12 protein-coding genes are annotated in these 16,531 nt (G+C 44.6%); 8 read left to right on the forward strand and 4 right to left on the reverse strand.

Going from position 1 to position 16,531, the window contains the following annotated elements; translation table 11 throughout:
* Positions 1-2: 2 nt before the first annotated feature.
* Positions 3-3,095: an efflux RND transporter permease subunit gene (locus tag AB6D58_RS13615; RefSeq protein WP_372157543.1), complete on the forward strand. Its 3,093-nt coding sequence runs from the start codon at positions 3-5 to the stop codon at positions 3,093-3,095.
* Positions 3,096-3,179: 84 nt separating this feature from the next.
* On the opposite strand, the gene AB6D58_RS13620 is transcribed toward AB6D58_RS13615, so the two are convergent.
* On the reverse strand, positions 3,180-4,469 hold the full coding sequence (locus AB6D58_RS13620; RefSeq protein WP_065584911.1) for a peptidoglycan DD-metalloendopeptidase family protein: 1,290 nt from the start codon (positions 4,467-4,469) through the stop codon (positions 3,180-3,182).
* Between the two features lie 129 nt (positions 4,470-4,598).
* Between AB6D58_RS13620 and tyrS the strand changes: the two genes are divergently transcribed.
* Together tyrS and AB6D58_RS13630 are read left to right on the forward strand one after the other, a co-directional pair.
* Positions 4,599-5,786, forward strand: a complete 1,188-nt coding sequence (tyrS, locus tag AB6D58_RS13625; protein ID WP_017059402.1) for a tyrosine--tRNA ligase — start codon at positions 4,599-4,601, stop codon at positions 5,784-5,786.
* A 406-nt stretch (positions 5,787-6,192) separates the two neighbouring features.
* Positions 6,193-7,038 (forward strand): magnesium transporter, encoded by an 846-nt coding sequence (locus AB6D58_RS13630; RefSeq protein ID WP_372157545.1) that lies wholly within the window; start codon positions 6,193-6,195, stop codon positions 7,036-7,038.
* 125 nt (positions 7,039-7,163) lie between these two features.
* Here AB6D58_RS13630 and dacB read toward each other — a convergent pair whose 3' ends face one another.
* Both dacB and AB6D58_RS13640 read right to left on the reverse strand, forming a co-directional pair.
* Positions 7,164-8,591 (reverse strand): serine-type D-Ala-D-Ala carboxypeptidase, encoded by a 1,428-nt coding sequence (gene dacB, locus AB6D58_RS13635; RefSeq protein WP_372157547.1) that lies wholly within the window; start codon positions 8,589-8,591, stop codon positions 7,164-7,166.
* Between the two features lie 112 nt (positions 8,592-8,703).
* Positions 8,704-9,783, reverse strand: a complete 1,080-nt coding sequence (locus AB6D58_RS13640; RefSeq protein WP_102319905.1) for a porin — start codon at positions 9,781-9,783, stop codon at positions 8,704-8,706.
* Positions 9,784-10,296: 513 nt separating this feature from the next.
* On the opposite strand from AB6D58_RS13640, the gene greA reads away from it, so the two are divergent.
* Positions 10,297-10,770 carry a transcription elongation factor GreA gene (gene greA / locus AB6D58_RS13645; RefSeq protein WP_017059397.1) on the forward strand — a complete coding sequence of 158 codons (474 nt, stop codon included), beginning with the start codon at positions 10,297-10,299 and terminating at the stop codon, positions 10,768-10,770.
* A gap of 125 nt (positions 10,771-10,895) precedes the next feature.
* Here the strand turns inward: greA and yhbY are convergent, their stop codons facing one another.
* Positions 10,896-11,192 carry a ribosome assembly RNA-binding protein YhbY gene (gene yhbY, locus AB6D58_RS13650; protein WP_004738252.1) on the reverse strand — a complete coding sequence of 99 codons (297 nt, stop codon included), beginning with the start codon at positions 11,190-11,192 and terminating at the stop codon, positions 10,896-10,898.
* A 114-nt stretch (positions 11,193-11,306) separates the two neighbouring features.
* Here yhbY and rlmE point away from each other — a divergent pair, with 114 nt between their 5' ends.
* From rlmE to glmM, 4 genes are all read left to right on the forward strand, one after another.
* Positions 11,307-11,936 carry a 23S rRNA (uridine(2552)-2'-O)-methyltransferase RlmE gene (rlmE, locus tag AB6D58_RS13655; protein ID WP_017059396.1) on the forward strand — a complete coding sequence of 210 codons (630 nt, stop codon included), beginning with the start codon at positions 11,307-11,309 and terminating at the stop codon, positions 11,934-11,936.
* A gap of 107 nt (positions 11,937-12,043) precedes the next feature.
* On the forward strand, positions 12,044-14,011 hold the full coding sequence (gene ftsH, locus AB6D58_RS13660; protein ID WP_017068905.1) for an ATP-dependent zinc metalloprotease FtsH: 1,968 nt from the start codon (positions 12,044-12,046) through the stop codon (positions 14,009-14,011).
* Between the two features lie 88 nt (positions 14,012-14,099).
* Positions 14,100-14,930, forward strand: coding sequence for a dihydropteroate synthase (gene folP / locus AB6D58_RS13665; RefSeq protein WP_102393175.1), 831 nt, complete (start codon positions 14,100-14,102; stop codon positions 14,928-14,930).
* A 21-nt stretch (positions 14,931-14,951) separates the two neighbouring features.
* Positions 14,952-16,292: a phosphoglucosamine mutase gene (gene glmM, locus AB6D58_RS13670; RefSeq protein WP_017059393.1), complete on the forward strand. Its 1,341-nt coding sequence runs from the start codon at positions 14,952-14,954 to the stop codon at positions 16,290-16,292.
* Positions 16,293-16,531 lie beyond the last annotated feature (239 nt).

The following is a 16,531-nucleotide window of genomic DNA, read 5'->3' on the forward strand; positions in this document are numbered from 1 at the left end:
CGATGTATTCAATTATTGATGCAGCCTTGTCTCGTGCTCGAACAATGCTCTCCCTTTTAGCGTTAATCCTTGTAGCCGGTGTCGTCACCTATATCACGATACCTAAGGAATCGAGCCCAGACATTACCATCCCAATTATCTATGTTTCGGTCGGGCACCAAGGGATCTCGCCAACGGATGCAGAACGTTTATTGGTTCGACCTATTGAGCAAGAGCTGAGGTCGATTGAAGGCGTAAAAGAGATGACAGCAACCGCAGCAGAAGGGCATGCCTCTGTTGTGTTGGAGTTTAATGTTGGCGTCGATCTCACCAAAGCAATGGCCGATGTGCGTGACGCGGTTGATCTGGCTAAACCAAAACTACCAGAAGACAGTGACGAACCGACCGTAAATGAGGTGACGCTGGCTTCTGAGCAACCTGTTTTGTCTGTTGTGCTATTCGGTACCGTTCCTGAGCGCACCATAGTGCAAATTGCCCGAGAGCTTGGAGACAAATTAGAAAGCTATCGCCAAATCCTTGAAGTCGATATTGCGGGCGATCGCGCTGACATCGTCGAGATCATTGTCGATCCGTTATTGATGGAGAGCTACAGCTTAGATCAAGCGGATATCTATAATCTGATCGCTCTGAACAATCGAGTGGTGGCCGCAGGTTTTGTTGATACTGGCTACGGACGTTTTTCTGTCAAAGTCCCTTCGGTATTTAACTCCTTAAAAGACGTGCTTGAGTTGCCTATTAAAGTGGATGGCAAGCAGGTGGTCACTTTTGGCGATGTCGCTACGGTTCGTCGAGCGTTTCGAGATCCTGAAAGTTTTGCTCGTTTAGATGGCAAATCTGCGGTGGTGTTGGATATCAAGAAGCGTGCAGGTGAGAACATCATCGAAACCGTTGAGCTAGTCAAAGCGGTAATGGCTGGTGCTCAGCAGCAAGCGGAATGGCCAAATAACCTGTTGGTCAAATACACCTGGGATGAATCTAAAGATGTGAAGATCATGCTTAATGATCTGCAAAATAATATCTTATCCGCCATTATTCTGGTGGTGATCGTTATCATCGCGATTCTTGGTGTGCGTACCGCTTTGTTAGTGGGTATTTCCATTCCAGGCTCATTCCTAACCGGGTTATTGGTTCTTTCGGTGTTTGGCTTAACCGTCAACATCGTAGTGCTGTTCTCTCTGATTATGGCGGTGGGGATGCTAGTAGACGGTGCGATTGTGGTGACCGAATTTGCAGACAGGCGAATGCAAGAGGGTGAAGGGCGCAAAGCCGCTTACCGAGATGCAGCGAAACGGATGGCGTGGCCGATAACCGCATCGACTACCACAACCTTAGCCGCATTTGCTCCGTTACTGTTTTGGCCTGATGTGACGGGCGAATTTATGAAGTTCTTACCACTAACTCTGATCGCGACTTTAACTGCATCATTGATCATGGCGTTGTTGTTTGTGCCCGTGCTGGGCGGTTTGATTGGCAAACCTCAATACGTATCGTCTAAAAGCCAAGCTCGAATGGTCGCACTGCATAATGGTGACTTTTCACAGGCTACTGGTTTAACCAAGGCTTACTACCACACGCTTTCTTTAGCGATTAAACACCCCTTTAAGATTTTGTTCAGTGCGATACTGCTCGCGGTTGCAGTTGGTTTTACTTATTCAAAAGCGGGTCTAGGTGCAGAGTTCTTCCCAGAAGTTGATCCGCCATTCTTTAATGTCAAAGTTCGCTCGCATGGGGATCTGTCTATCCAAGAAAAGGATGACATCATGCGTGATATTGAACTGATGATGCTCAATCATGATGAGTTCGATACCGTTTACACGCGTACTGGTGGTGACGACCAGATTGGTTTGATCTCAATTACCCCGGTTGACTGGCAATATCGACGCAGCGTTAAGGCGATTATTGATGAGTTGAAGGTACAAACCGATCAATACGCTGGTGTTGAGATTGAATATAAGTTCCCTGATGCTGGGCCTCCGGTTGAAAATGACTTAGTGATTGAGCTGTCGGCACGAACGCCAGAGCAACTTAATCAGGCTGCAAAAATTGTGAGAGGTTGGGCAGATGGCAATCAAGCACTGACCAATATCAGTGATACCGCGAGTAAAGACGGCATCGATTGGAAGGTGGATATTCGCCGCGACGATGCCGCGCGCTTTGCTGCTGATGCGACTTTGGTGGGTAATACCGTTCAATTCGTGACTAATGGTCTCAAGATTGGTGATTATCTGCCCGATGACTCTTCAGAAGAGGTCGATATCTTGGTGCGCTACCCTAATGATAAGCGTGATATCGGGCGCTTCGACCAGCTGAGAGTCAAAACACCTGCAGGCTTGGTGCCGATCACCAACTTTGCTCAGATTGTTCCCGACCATAAGCAAGATACGATTAAACGCCTTGATGGTAAGCGTGTGGTGAACATCATGGCGGATATGGAAGAGGGTTATAACCTTGCACTCGAGCTGCCAAAGATTGAGCAAGCATTGAGTGAATTGGGGCTACCGAGTAGCGTAGAATTTCGTATCCGTGGTCAAAACGAAGAACAAGAAAACTCTTCAGCCTTCTTACAAAGTGCTTTCTTGGTTGCTTTGGCGGTAATGGCGTTGATTCTGATTACTCAGTTTAATAGCTTCTATCAAGCATTCCTGATTCTGAGTGCGGTGCTGTTCTCAACGGTTGGTGTGTTTGTTGGTTTGCTTATCTTCCAGCGCCCGTTTGGCATCGTGATGTCTGGTATTGGAGTGATTGCACTGGCAGGTATCGTGGTGAACAACAATATCGTGCTGATCGACACCTATAACCAGTTGATTAAAAGAGGCTTGGATAAGCGAGATGCGATTCTAAGAACCGGTGTTCAACGTTTAAGACCTGTAATGCTCACGACGGTCACCACCATTTTAGGCTTAATGCCGATGGTGTTAGAGATGAACATCGACCTGATTAATCAAAAGATAGAGTTTGGCGCGCCAAGTACACAATGGTGGTCACAGCTTGCGACCGCTATTGCTGGTGGTTTGGCGTTTGCCACGGTGCTGACTTTAGTATTAACCCCTTGTTTGTTAATGCTTGGACGGAACAACAAACCTGAAAAACAGTAGCTAGTTGTGGTATGTGAACATAAAAAAGAGCGCCTTGATGGGCGCTCTTTGCATTTTTCTATTTTGCAGTGAAGCTACAAACGCCTAGTTAGTCGCTAGTAACTGACCGTATCGCTCAAGGTTTCTTAATCGAATCTCTGAGTTGGCAATAAAGGTTGCTTTTGCTTTACCAGTTAACGATTTGGATTGAGGCAATTTCACGGTACGCGCATTTTTATGTACGCCATTAACCAAGAATTCATAATGTAAGTGCGGGCCAGTCACACGGCCTGTACCGCCCAAAGTACCAATGGTTTGGCCTTGTTTTACGCGCTGACCGGTTTTCACCATACGTCGCTTCATGTGCAGGTACTTGGTGATGTAGGTGTTGCTGTGGCGGATGAACACGTAGTTACCATTGAATTGGTTGTAACCTGACTTCTGAACAATACCGTCACCGGCTGCCCAGATAGGCGTGCCAACAGGGGCTGCGTAGTCAGTACCGCGGTGAGCTCGAATCTTACCGGTTACTGGGTGTCTCCTGGTAGGGTTAAAGTTCGATGTTACGCGACGAAAATCAATTGGTGAGCGCAAGAACGCCTTCTTCATCGCACGACCATTTTCATCGAAGTAGTTGCCGCTTTTATCATCCAATACCGCGGTAAATGAATCGCCTTGGTTTTTGAATACGGCTGCCATGATCTTACCGCGACCAACTACTTCACCTTCAACCACTTTCTCTTGGTATAAGATTTTGAAGCTGTCGTTCTTACGAATATCTAACGCAAAGTCGATATCCCAACCGAAGATGCCGGCCAGTTCCATAATTTGGTTTGCGGTTAAACCTGCGCTGACGCCAGCGTTCCAGAAGTTAGAGGTGATGTTGGCTTCGGCATAATTGTATTGGTATACCACTTCTTTTTTGTCGAAACTTGATGAGAACGAATCGCCAGATTTAGTGATCTTGAAGCTTTCAAACGCACTAAGTTGTCGTTTTAACTGAATAAGGTCGTTGTTTTCATCAAAGCCGAACTGCAAGACATCACCAGGTCTTAGATTAGACAGCTGCTTCTTAATATCATTATTGGTATTGAGTAGCGTGATCAGCAGACGGTATGAGAGGCCAATACGTTCAAATAAAACAGAGGTGCTTTCGCCAGAGCGAACGGTGTATTTCTCCCAATTGAGCACTGCCGTCGGTGGAGCGTCACTTGAGCTAATAAGTGCAGAGGCATTGATAGTCAGTGGGTAATGTTTTCCCACAACTAAAGCGCCCGAATCGTCACGCAAACTGTTGACGTCGGGGAGTAAGAAAATCGCGACGAAAATTATGGCACTAAAAAATGCGATAAAAGCCCGGTGCAAAATAGGAAGGCGTGCAAAAATAGACAACATGTTCCGGTTCGTTCTGTAAATATTATGAAAATCGACGACGGAATAGTGTAACTGGTTTCAAAATACATCGCTATTCAAGTAAGATGTCTAATTAATGTATTTTTGCCAAATCTGTGGGAGTGAACAAGAATGGCGAGTATTGAAGCTGCACTAGCCGAGATCAAACGTGGCGTAGAAGAACTGATTCCAGAAGACGAACTGATTGCAAAACTAAAAGAAGGTCGTCCTTTACGCATTAAGCTGGGTGCCGATCCAACAGCTCCAGATATCCACCTAGGCCATACGGTTATCTTTAACAAGCTTCGTGCTTTCCAAGAGCTTGGTCATGAAGTGACATTCCTTATCGGTGATTTCACTGCAATGGTTGGTGACCCATCAGGTAAAAACTCAACACGTCCACCGCTAAGCCGCGAAGACGTATTGAAGAATGCTGAAACTTACAAAGAGCAAGTATTCAAGATTCTAGATCCTGCGAAGACGCAAATTCGTTTCAACTCTGAATGGCTATCTGAGCTTGGCGCTGAAGGCATGATTCGTCTTGCTTCTAACCAAACTGTTGCTCGTATGCTTGAGCGTGATGACTTCAAAAAGCGTTACGCTGGTGGTCAACCGATCGCAATCCACGAATTCATGTACCCACTTCTACAAGGTCACGACTCTGTTGCACTAGAGAGCGACGTTGAGCTTGGCGGTACTGACCAGAAGTTTAACCTTCTAATGGGTCGTGAACTGCAAAAAGCAGCAGGTCAAAAACCACAAGCGGTACTAATGATGCCACTACTTGTTGGTCTAGACGGTGTTAAGAAGATGTCTAAGTCTGCGCATAACTACATCGGTATTAGCGAAGCACCAAGCGAGATGTTTGGTAAGATCATGTCTATCTCTGACGATCTAATGTGGAGCTACTACGAGCTGCTGTCTTTCCGTCCTCTTGAAGAAGTTGCGGAACTGAAAGCTGGCGTTGATGCAGGTAAGAACCCGCGTGACGTTAAAGTACTTCTAGCGAAAGAGATCATTGCGCGTTTCCACAGTGAAGCAGATGCTGAAGCCGCTGAGCAAGAGTTCGTTAACCGTTTTGCTAAGAACCAAGTTCCTGATGAAATGCCTGAATTTGAATTCGAAGCCGGCCTACCGATTGCGAACGTTCTAAAAGAAGCGGGTCTTGTAAACTCTACTTCTGATGCGATGCGTATGATCAAGCAAGGCGCTGCTAAGCTTGAAGGCGAGAAGATTGAAGACAGCAAATTCGTACCTGAAGCAGGTACTGCCGTTTACCAAGTAGGTAAGCGTAAGTTTGCTCGTATTACTATTAAGTAATATTAAATCCAATGATTTAACGAAAAGGCATCTACGGATGCCTTTTTTATTGCCCCCTATTTATTGACAGGAATTTGACGAAGTTTTTGAACGGCTATTGCTACACTATGCGCGCTGTCATATTGACAGTAATTCTGGAGATTTTTATGAACAATACCGACCATCCTCCTAGTTTGAATGGAGAAGAATAACCTGTCTCGGTATTGATCTATTGTCCTGCCGTTCGGGTAGGGTATCTTTGTTTTTCCCCCTCATTCTTTTCCACACACTAGATTCTAACAAGTAGACACACCAGTAGCTTTCAGCTCTTGGTGCGCATAAATCTATAAATCTATAAATCTATAAATCTATAAACTTATGCTATTTGTTTTGATGGTCGTTACCTTTGCCAATCGGGAGATTCGCCATGACGGTAATGAACAACACTTTTTTATCTATCGAAGCTTTGTACACAGAGCAAGACATCCAAGCTGTATCGAATGCATTTCAACAGTACGGACGTGAACAACAAATTAATCTTTTGAATCGAATGCCGCTCGAAGATGCGGTGCTAGTGCTGGGGCAATGCTCTTTGAGTACGATTCAGACTTTACTTAGTGAGCTAGAAGAGCAGGGCTTTGAGAAGCGCTCTCGACATCTAGCTCACCAACTAGGGCTGATCTACTCTGAGGTAGAACCTCAACAGGGTTACCTTTCGACTGGCGTCATGAGCCACGTCAGGCAGCGTATCGGTTGGATTATTTCGTTAGCACTATTGGGAATCGTCTCAGGGCTTATCATTGCTCAGTATGAAGACATTCTCAGTCAGTTGGTACTTTTGGCAATCTACATGCCGGTAATTGCTGCTGCTGGTGGTAACACCGGAACACAAGCCGCGACTTTGGTTATCAGAGCCTTAGCCACAGGTGAGTTAAAAAAACGCCAATGGGCTAATGTTCTGTGGAAAGAGTTTAGAGTTGCTATTTGTCTAGCTCTAGCGATTGCTGTAGTGATGATTGGACGTATTCTGCTATTTAGCGAAAACCAATCGACAGGTGGCTATGACATCAACATGATTGCGTTAGCGATTGCGGTAGCGTTGTTTATTCAGGTGACCATATCAACCGTGCTCGGCGGCGGGTTACCGATAGTCGCTAGGCTATTTAAGCTTGATCCAGCGGTGTTAGTAAGTCCAGTACTTGCATCGATAGTGGATATCTCAGGAATGTGGATCTACTTCACTGTGGTGAACTCATTCCTCGGTATCGCTTAGCTCCTATAAAAATAGGCACCTATAAAAATAGCTAAATACATCTGAGAAACAAAAATGGCGCTGCAGATTGAAGGTCTTCAGCGCCATTTTTATTGTTTGAGTAGAAGTTTACACAGAGCTAAGCATTACTTAGATTTGCTTTGTGTTTGACTGAACTCGACCACATCTTTGTAGAAAGCACGTTCAAACTGGGTGATAGGTGCTTCCACTGGTTTGTCTGGATCTTGTTCTTCAGGGAAGTAATCACGAACAAACTGCACAAACAGAGAGCTTGGTTTTCCCGCCTTATCTAATCCGTATCCCGCCATGTTGTAACTGCCGTATAGAGAACCACTTTTGGCGATAATGTTGCCTTGAATCGGTGCTTTTCTCATGCTTTGACGGTATTTGAGCGTTCCATCAGTGCCAGATGTAGGCATAGCCTCAATCAGGTTGAGCTGTTGATCGTTTTCCCAGATATAACGAAGCACTTGAGCCATGGTCTGTGACCTCATTCGGTTATTTCTGGATAACCCTGAACCATCGACGAGCTGAGCTTTACTGAGGTCAATATTAGCCTTGGTCAGCAGTATCTGTTTTATCGCTTCAGTACCGTTATTGAAGCTACCCGGTTGAACATAAAATGTCGCTCCTAGCGTTTTAGTTAGATTATCTGCGATAAGGTTATCCGACTTCTTGAGCATGATATCGAGCAGTTCAGGAAGCTTTTCTGAGTTGTGACTAGCGACTAACGTGGTTTTGTCTGCTTTCGCTTTTTTACCAATAATCACATCACCTTTTACTTCTATTTTCAGTTCTTTGAGAAGCGATGTAACGACTTGATAGGTGTAAAGTTCTGGATTTTGAATCGCGAACTTGAGTGGCAGTGGCTTTTTACGCTCAACCAAGCAACCAGAGAGCTTGTAAGCGTTATCTGGTGTCGTTATTAGCTCTAAGTCGCATTGTGTCGCCTTCTGCCCAGAGCGAGTTACCGTGGCGGCAGTGGTTGTAACGTCTATCGGGTAGTGAGCGGGAATATAAACGCGTGTCGCACCATTATCTTTTGTATAAATAGAGGCTTGTGCGCAGTTGCTGTCTAAGGTCATTGCACTAGAAGGCGCGCTGTAACAAACCCCTAGAATGTCCCAAGGCCACCCCACCGCTCGCTGATAGCCGGTATAAGCTGTGTTATCCAGATATAAATTGCCCTTGATGGTTCTGGATTGAGACTTAGCGTATTGAGTTAACAGGCTTTTTAGCTGCTCACGTTGCAGTGTTGGGTCGCCGCTAAATGAAATGATTGAATCATTGCCAGAACGAAGAATGCTAGTCGTGTAATGAAAGTCATCTCCCAACTCTAGCTTGGCCGCTAAAGCCGTCACCAGTTTTAACGTGCTGGCTGGTGGATAAAAGTCATCGCTATTGGTATTAAGCTCGCTTGAACCATTGCTTAACGATTTGATGATCAAACTCGTACTACTACCATCGGGCAGTGTATCTAGCGGGGCGTATGCGTTAACAGATAAAGCGCTAATGGAAAAACTACATAGAAGTAGAGTGGATAGAAGGCGCATAGAAGATTTCTTGGATGGCTGATGTTTTCAAGTATACAGATATAAAAAACGCCCGCTAGGTAGCGGGCGTTTTGATTCTCAATTAACTAATTAATCAATTAGGTAATCAGAATTAGAAGTCGTAACGTAGACCTAGAGCGATTTCGTCTTCAGCGTCTGCAGAGCTTGCTTTGCCGTTTTTCACTAGGTTTGTTGTACCGATCTTGTCGCCTTCAGAGATTAGGTTGAAGTTGTACGAGATGTAAGTACGGAAGTTAGGCTTGAAGTAATAAGTTGCATCAATTGCAACGTTATCTGCAGAAGTTTCACCGTCAGTTTCTGCGTTGTTGTACGTTAGAGTAAACGCTGTCTTATCTAGCGTGTATGCAGTTGCAAATTCGTAACCTGTGTAGTCTACAGATTTGTTGCTGTACTCAAAAACGTCACCTTGTGCATCTTCAAAAACTGCTTGTTTTTCACCATCAGTAAATACACCAGCGAAGTAGAAGTTGCTCATGCGGTAAGATGCAGAAAGCATGTATTCATTAGATTGATCTTGGTCTGCGTAACCAGCACCTAGCTTAACGCCAGAATCACCGATTGCGTAGATAGCAGATAGAGAGTAGCCATCTTTACCGTTGTCGTTGAACTCACCGCTAGTTTCAGAACGGTCAGCAAAGCGGTAGCTTGCTTTTAGGCCTAGGTCTTGGAATTGGCCTTTGTAAGAAAGCATGTTGTCTGAACGATCAGCTACTGCGATTTTGTCTGCAGCAGAGTTACCGTGGTAAGACATGATATCGGTAAAGTCAGTGATTACGCCTAGCGCACCGTCGTTTTTACCGTAAGTTACTTCACCGAATGTACCGCCGATACCAGCGTATGTGTAACGGTTAGTGATGTCGCCGTCGTTGTTATCAGTAGAGCCGCCGTTTTCAGCAGTTGTGAATTCGCCTTCGTAAAAACCAACACCGTATAGGCCGTCTTGGATTTCAACTTTACCTAGGAAGTTAAGACGTACACGTGATTTGTCGTCAGCTTTGCCATCTTTCATCGATAGACGAGCTTCTGCACGACCACCGATCTCTAGAGAAGTGCCGTTTGAGCTGTATACAGAAGTACCGGCAATATCACCAGCTTGTTTACCGTCGGCTGCCACTGCGTTAGTAGCAAGAGCTGCAGCAGATACAGCAAGCGCGATCATAGTCTTGTTCATGTTATTATTTCCTAATTACTGTCCATAGAAGTTTTATTAAGGATTTGAACCCTTTTGTGTATTGCCTCTATTAATCAGGCTTCATAATCATGATTAGAACAGAAGTCTGAAAAATGCCAGTGCAATCCATGGGTTACTTTTTACCTCTAAAGTTCCATAGCCAGTTAGTAAAATGATATAAAACCAAAAAATGAACACTGTTTTATTATATTTGTTGTTATTTAAGTTGTTGTTTTAATGTTTCTTTTATAAAAGTGTGATCTGTGTTTATTTTGTTTGTTTTTTGTTTTTTTAGGTATTTTCTTGTTGTCTTATTGATTGGGGCGTTATTATTCATTTTTGTGATATCTGTAATTTAGACCTAGATACAGCTTTTATAACGCAAAGTGGAATAAAGATGATTTAGCCATAAAGTTTGTTTACACTAAGCCAAATCGTTTTGTTTCTACTACCCAATAAATACGTTGGGTGTATTTATGTTCGCCAAAGAAAGTTTTGGCATAGAGGTAAAAAATGGAAAAGGTTCCAATGACAGTACGTGGCGCTCAGCAGCTACGTGACGAATTAGATCGCCTACTTAAGCTACGCCCTGTTATCTCAGCAGCTATTGGTGAAGCTCGTGAACTGGGCGACTTGAAAGAGAATGCTGAATACCACGCCGCTCGTGAAGAGCAGGGTATTTGTGAAGCTCAGATCCGTGATATTGAATATAAGCTATCACTGGCTCAGATCATCGATGTAACGCAAATGGATAATACGGGCAAGATTATCTTTGGTACGACAGTGACACTGATTGATGTGGATACCGATGATGAGTTCCGCTACCAAATCGTTTCAGAAGACGAAGCAGACATCAAAACGGGTCGCATTTCTGTGAAATCGCCAATTGCTCGCGGTCTTATCGGTAAAATGGAAGGCGACGAAGTCATGATCTCTACCCCTGGTGGTGACAAAGACTTCGAAATCGACAAAGTAGAATATATCTAATTGAATTTTCTTTGTTTCTGATAAGTAAAAAGGTCGCTAAATGCGACCTTTTTCGTTTCTCACGCTACACTAAAAGATAAGCGCTGTGGCTTCCTATTAGTGAAGTTAGCTTATATCAAACTCGCTTATTTACGTGGAATCTCGATTTTACGTGCTTCTGACTGGCGGAACAGTACTAGAACTTTACCGATAGTCTGTACTTTCTCAGCTTTAGTTTCACGTACAATTGCATCGATAATCAGTTGCTTAGTCTCACGGTCTTCTGATGCAACTTTAATCTTGATCAGTTCGTGGTGGTCTAGAGCTAATTCGATTTCCGCTAGAACAGCTTCAGTAAGTCCATTTGCGCCCATTAGCACAACAGGTTTTAAACTGTGAGCTAGGCCCTTTAGATGCTGCTTTTGTTTGGTACTTAGGTTCATTACGCGGCCAATTTTCTTTACTATTAGGGTTGAAAAAACCTATTTTAACGCCATCTAAAGCTGAAGACTATAATTTATTCAGCAATTAGTACTTTCCTCCAATTTAGGTATCCAATGAGCAAACAGAAACACTCGGCCAGTTCAGGCCGTTGGTTGAAGGAACACTTCGACGACAAGTACGCAAATGAAGCAAGAAAGAAAGGCTATCGTTCACGTGCTTATTTCAAAATGGAAGAGATTCAAACGAAAGATAAATTGCTGTCTCCTGGGATGACCATTGTGGATTTGGGTGCAGCACCTGGCGGTTGGTCTCAATATGCTGCTAAGATTGTTGGAGACAACGGACAAATCATTGCGTGTGACTTGTTACCAATGGATCCGATTGCTGGTGTTAGCTTTTTACAAGGCGATTTCCGCGAAGAAGCTGTGCTAGATGCCTTGTTGGAACGTATACAACCAAACATGGTTGATGTCGTGATGTCAGATATGGCACCTAATATAGCAGGCAACAATTCTGTGGATCAGCCAAGAGCTATGTATTTAGTTGAATTAGCTTTGGATATGTGTCGACAAGTTCTAGCTACCAATGGTAGTTTTGTTGTAAAAGTATTCCAAGGCGAAGGGTTTGACCAATACGTTAAGGACGTCCGCGAGATGTTTAAAACAGTAAAAGTTAGAAAACCCGACTCTTCTCGAGCTCGATCTCGTGAAGTGTTTATCGTAGCCACTGGTTACAAAGGTTAACGATTCTCTTCCAAGAGTGAGAGTTAACAACATGGCTACAGGTTACAAACTGTAGTACCCTACCTTTAATTACAATTAGTTATCGAGAGGCTTACACCTTGAGTGACATGGCAAAAAATTTAATTCTGTGGCTTGTTATCGCGGTAGTGTTGATGTCGGTATTCCAGAGCTTCGGCCCTGGGGAAAGTAACGGCAGAGCAGTAGATTACACCACGTTTGTACAGGAAGTTGGCCAAGGCCAGATTCAAGACGCACAGTTCAATAACAGCGAAATCACTTTCACACGTCGTGGTGGTGGTTCTAAGTATGTAACTTACATGCCTGTTTATGATCAAAAGCTACTTGATGACTTAATTAATCAAAACGTAAAAGTTCAGGGTACACCACCTGAAGAGCAGAGCCTGCTTGGCACTATCTTCATCTCATGGTTCCCAATGATCTTACTGATTGGTGTATGGATTTTCTTCATGCGTCAAATGCAAGGCGGCGGCGGCGGTAAAGGCGCGATGTCTTTCGGTAAGAGTAAAGCTCGAATGATGAGCGAAGAACAAATCAAAACCATGTTTGCTGATGTTGCTGGTTGTGACGAAGCAAAAGAAGACGTGAAAGAGCTTGTGGACTACCTTCGTGACCCAAGCCGCTTCCAAAAGCTAGGTGGTAAGATCCCGACAGGTATCCTGTTGGTTGGTCCTCCTGGTACGGGTAAAACATTGCTTGCAAAAGCGATTGCCGGTGAAGCGAAAGTACCGTTCTTTACTATCTCTGGTTCTGACTTCGTTGAAATGTTTGTTGGTGTTGGTGCATCTCGTGTGCGTGACATGTTCGAACAAGCGAAGAAAGCGGCACCTTGTATCATCTTTATCGATGAAATTGATGCTGTAGGTCGTCAACGTGGCGCTGGTGTTGGTGGTGGTCACGATGAACGTGAACAAACACTGAACCAAATGTTGGTTGAGATGGATGGTTTCGAAGGTAACGAAGGTATTATCGTTATCGCTGCGACTAACCGTCCAGACGTACTAGACCCTGCATTACTTCGTCCTGGTCGTTTTGACCGTCAAGTTGTGGTTGGTCTACCGGATGTACGTGGTCGTGAACAGATTCTTAAAGTACACATGCGTAAAGTGCCACTATCAGGTGATGTTGAACCGTCGCTGATCGCTCGTGGTACTCCAGGCTTCTCTGGTGCAGATCTTGCGAACCTTGTGAACGAAGCGGCGCTATTTGCTGCTCGTGGTAACAAGCGCAATGTATCTATGGTTGAGTTTGAACTTGCGAAAGACAAAATTATGATGGGTGCAGAGCGCCGTTCAATGGTTATGTCTGAAGAAGTGAAAGAGTCAACGGCTTACCACGAAGCGGGTCACGCAATTGTTGGTCGTTTGGTACCTGAACACGATCCAGTGTACAAGGTGTCAATCATTCCACGTGGTCGTGCGCTTGGTGTAACCATGTACTTGCCAGAGCAAGATCGTGTGAGCATGTCTCGCCAACATCTAGAGTCTATGATTTCTAGCCTGTACGGTGGTCGTCTTGCTGAAGAACTTATTTACGGTAAAGACAAAGTGTCAACTGGTGCGTCTAACGATATCGAACGTGCAACTGATATTGCTCGTAAGATGGTTACGCAGTGGGGCTTCTCTGAGAAATTGGGTCCTCTTCTTTACGCAGAAGAAGAAGGTGAAGTTTTCCTAGGTCGCGGCATGAGCCAAGCTAAGCACGTTTCTGATGACACGACTAAGCTTATCGATGAAGAGATTCGTATCCTTATCGACCGTAACTACGATAGAGCTAAGAAGATTCTTGAAGATAACATGGATATCATGCATTCGATGAAAGACGCTCTAATGAAGTTCGAAACGATCGATGCAGGTCAAATTGATGACTTGATGGAGCGTAAGCAAGAGATTCGTGATCCAGCTGGTTGGGGTGATCAGGTAAAAGCTGAACCTACAAAGGAAGAAGCAAAACCTGAAGCTAAGGCAGAAGAAGCTAAAGCGGAACCAAAAGCTGAAGAGTCGAAAGTTGAAGAAGTTAAATCTGAAACAGATGATGCTCAAAACAAAGATTCTTAATCGCTAAGTTATAAATTAAAACCCTGAGTACGCTCAGGGTTTTTCTGTTTCTAGCCCTAGATGTTTTTACCTTTAAGACCCACCTTCCATGATATTAAAAGCACATAATAAAACGCTCGTTTTAGACCGCCCACATGTGATGGGTATCCTCAATGTTACGCCTGACTCTTTCTCTGATGGCGGAAAATTCAATTCATTAGATAATGCTTTACTGCAAGCAGAGCGAATGATTCAAGCTGGTGTTAGCATTATTGACATTGGTGGTGAATCAACTCGCCCGGGAGCGCCTGACGTTCCTTTAGAAGAAGAGCTCGCTCGCGTTATTCCTGCCATTAAAGCAATTCGCGCTAAGTTTGATGTGTGGATCTCCATTGATACCAGTAAAGCGGAAGTGATGCGCCAAGCTGTTGAAGCGGGGGCTGATTTGATCAATGATGTGCGCGCACTGCAAGAGCCCGGAGCTTTAGAAGCGGCCGCCGATGCTAATGTGCCCGTTTGCCTGATGCACATGAAAGGTCAGCCAAGAACCATGCAAGCTAACCCTAATTACGATGATGTCCTAATGGATGTTGAAGCGTTCTTAAAAGAAAGGGTGGAGGCTTGTGAGGCTGTTGGTATATCAAAAGATCAGCTGATTCTGGATCCTGGTTTTGGTTTTGGTAAAACCATTGAGCATAATTACCACCTATTAGCGCACCTTGAAAAGTTTCATTCGTTAGGCTTACCTGTTTTAGCGGGGATGTCGAGAAAATCGATGATCTTTAAATTGCTAGACAAGGTTCCGGCCGACTGCATGGTCGCAAGCGTCACTTGCGCGACGATTGCCGCGATGAAAGGCGCACAAATTATTCGCGTTCATGATGTCGAGGAGACACTGGAAGCGATGAAAATAATCGAAGTGATGAACAACAATCACTAAATATAATTAAGGAAAATCACTATGTCTGATAAAAGACGTTATTTCGGCACAGATGGTGTGCGTGGCAAAGTAGGCCAGTACCCGATTACACCTGATTTTGTTCTGAAGCTTGGCTGGGCTGCGGGTCGTGTTCTTGCGAAGCAAGGCACAAAGAAAGTCATCATTGGTAAAGATACTCGTATCTCTGGTTACATGCTTGAGTCAGCGCTAGAAGCTGGCCTTGCTGCTGCTGGTCTTCAGGCTACGTTTACTGGCCCAATGCCAACACCTGCTGTGGCTTACCTAACTCAAACCTTCCGCGCTGAAGCCGGTATTGTTATCTCTGCATCACACAACCCATACTACGATAACGGTATCAAGTTCTTCTCTTCTGAGGGAACAAAACTGCCGGACGATATCGAGTTGGCAATTGAAGCAGAGTTGGATAAAGACATCGAATGTGTTGATTCTTCAGAGCTAGGTAAAGCAGTACGTTTGAACGATGCGGCTGGCCGTTACATCGAGTTCTGTAAAAGTACGTTCCCACATAAAATGACATTAGCTGGCATGAAGATCGTTATCGATTGTGCACATGGTGCGACTTACCACATTGCGCCTGCTGTATTTAAAGAACTGGGTGCTGAGGTCGTTGCGATTGGTGTTGAGCCAAACGGTACTAACATCAACCACGAAGTCGGTGCGACGGATGTACGTGCTCTGCAAGCAAAAGTGCTTGAAGAAAAAGCGGCATTAGGTCTTGGCTTTGATGGTGATGGTGACCGTATCATCATGGTTGACGAGCTAGGCAACAAAGTTGATGGCGACCAAATCGCTTACATTATTGCTCGTGATGCACTGCGTCGCGGTGAGTTGAAAGGCGGCGTTGTTGGTACACTAATGACCAACCTGGGTATGGAAAACGGCCTTAAGCAGTTAGGTATTCCGTTTGTACGTGCTGCTGTTGGTGACCGTTACGTAATGGAACAGCTTCTTGCTAAAGGCTGGAAGATCGGCGCTGAAAACTCGGGGCACGTTATCCTACTAGATAAAGTGACGACGGGTGATGCTATCGTTGCTGCTCTGCAAGTTTTGGCTTCAGTTGTTGATAGCGAAATGACACTGAATGAGTTGTCTCAGGGCATGACGTTGTACCCTCAAGTTCTAGAAAACGTTCGTTTCAGCGGAGATTCAAACCCACTAGAAGCCGAAGCGGTAAAAGCAGCGGTTGTTGAAGTAGAAGCAGAGCTTGGCGAGAAAGGCCGTGTACTATTACGCAAGTCTGGTACCGAGCCACTACTGCGTGTCATGGTTGAAGGCGAAGATGCAGAGCTTGTTCAAGCATCAGCGCTTAAGATTGCAGATGCAGTAAAAGCAAACTGCTAATTTAACCTTTTACTTAGCTGGCGCAGCGAATAGCGCTTGTGATTAGAAGTGGTTGACTTATATCACGGTCAAAAGATATAACGGTCAAAAGAGACATAAATGAGTTTTGTGTCGCTTTTGACCTTTTTTTGACCATTCACTTGGTAAAGGCTTATTTTTTAGCAAATTCTCCTTGTCAGCCATCGTCGCATTCGCTAGTATTGCTCGGCCTTCAGTTAGGAGGTCGCTAGCCTTGTTCT

This window comes from Vibrio sp. 10N.239.312.D08 (assembly GCF_041466145.1).
Taxonomy (GTDB): Bacteria; Pseudomonadota; Gammaproteobacteria; order Enterobacterales; family Vibrionaceae; genus Vibrio; species Vibrio crassostreae_C.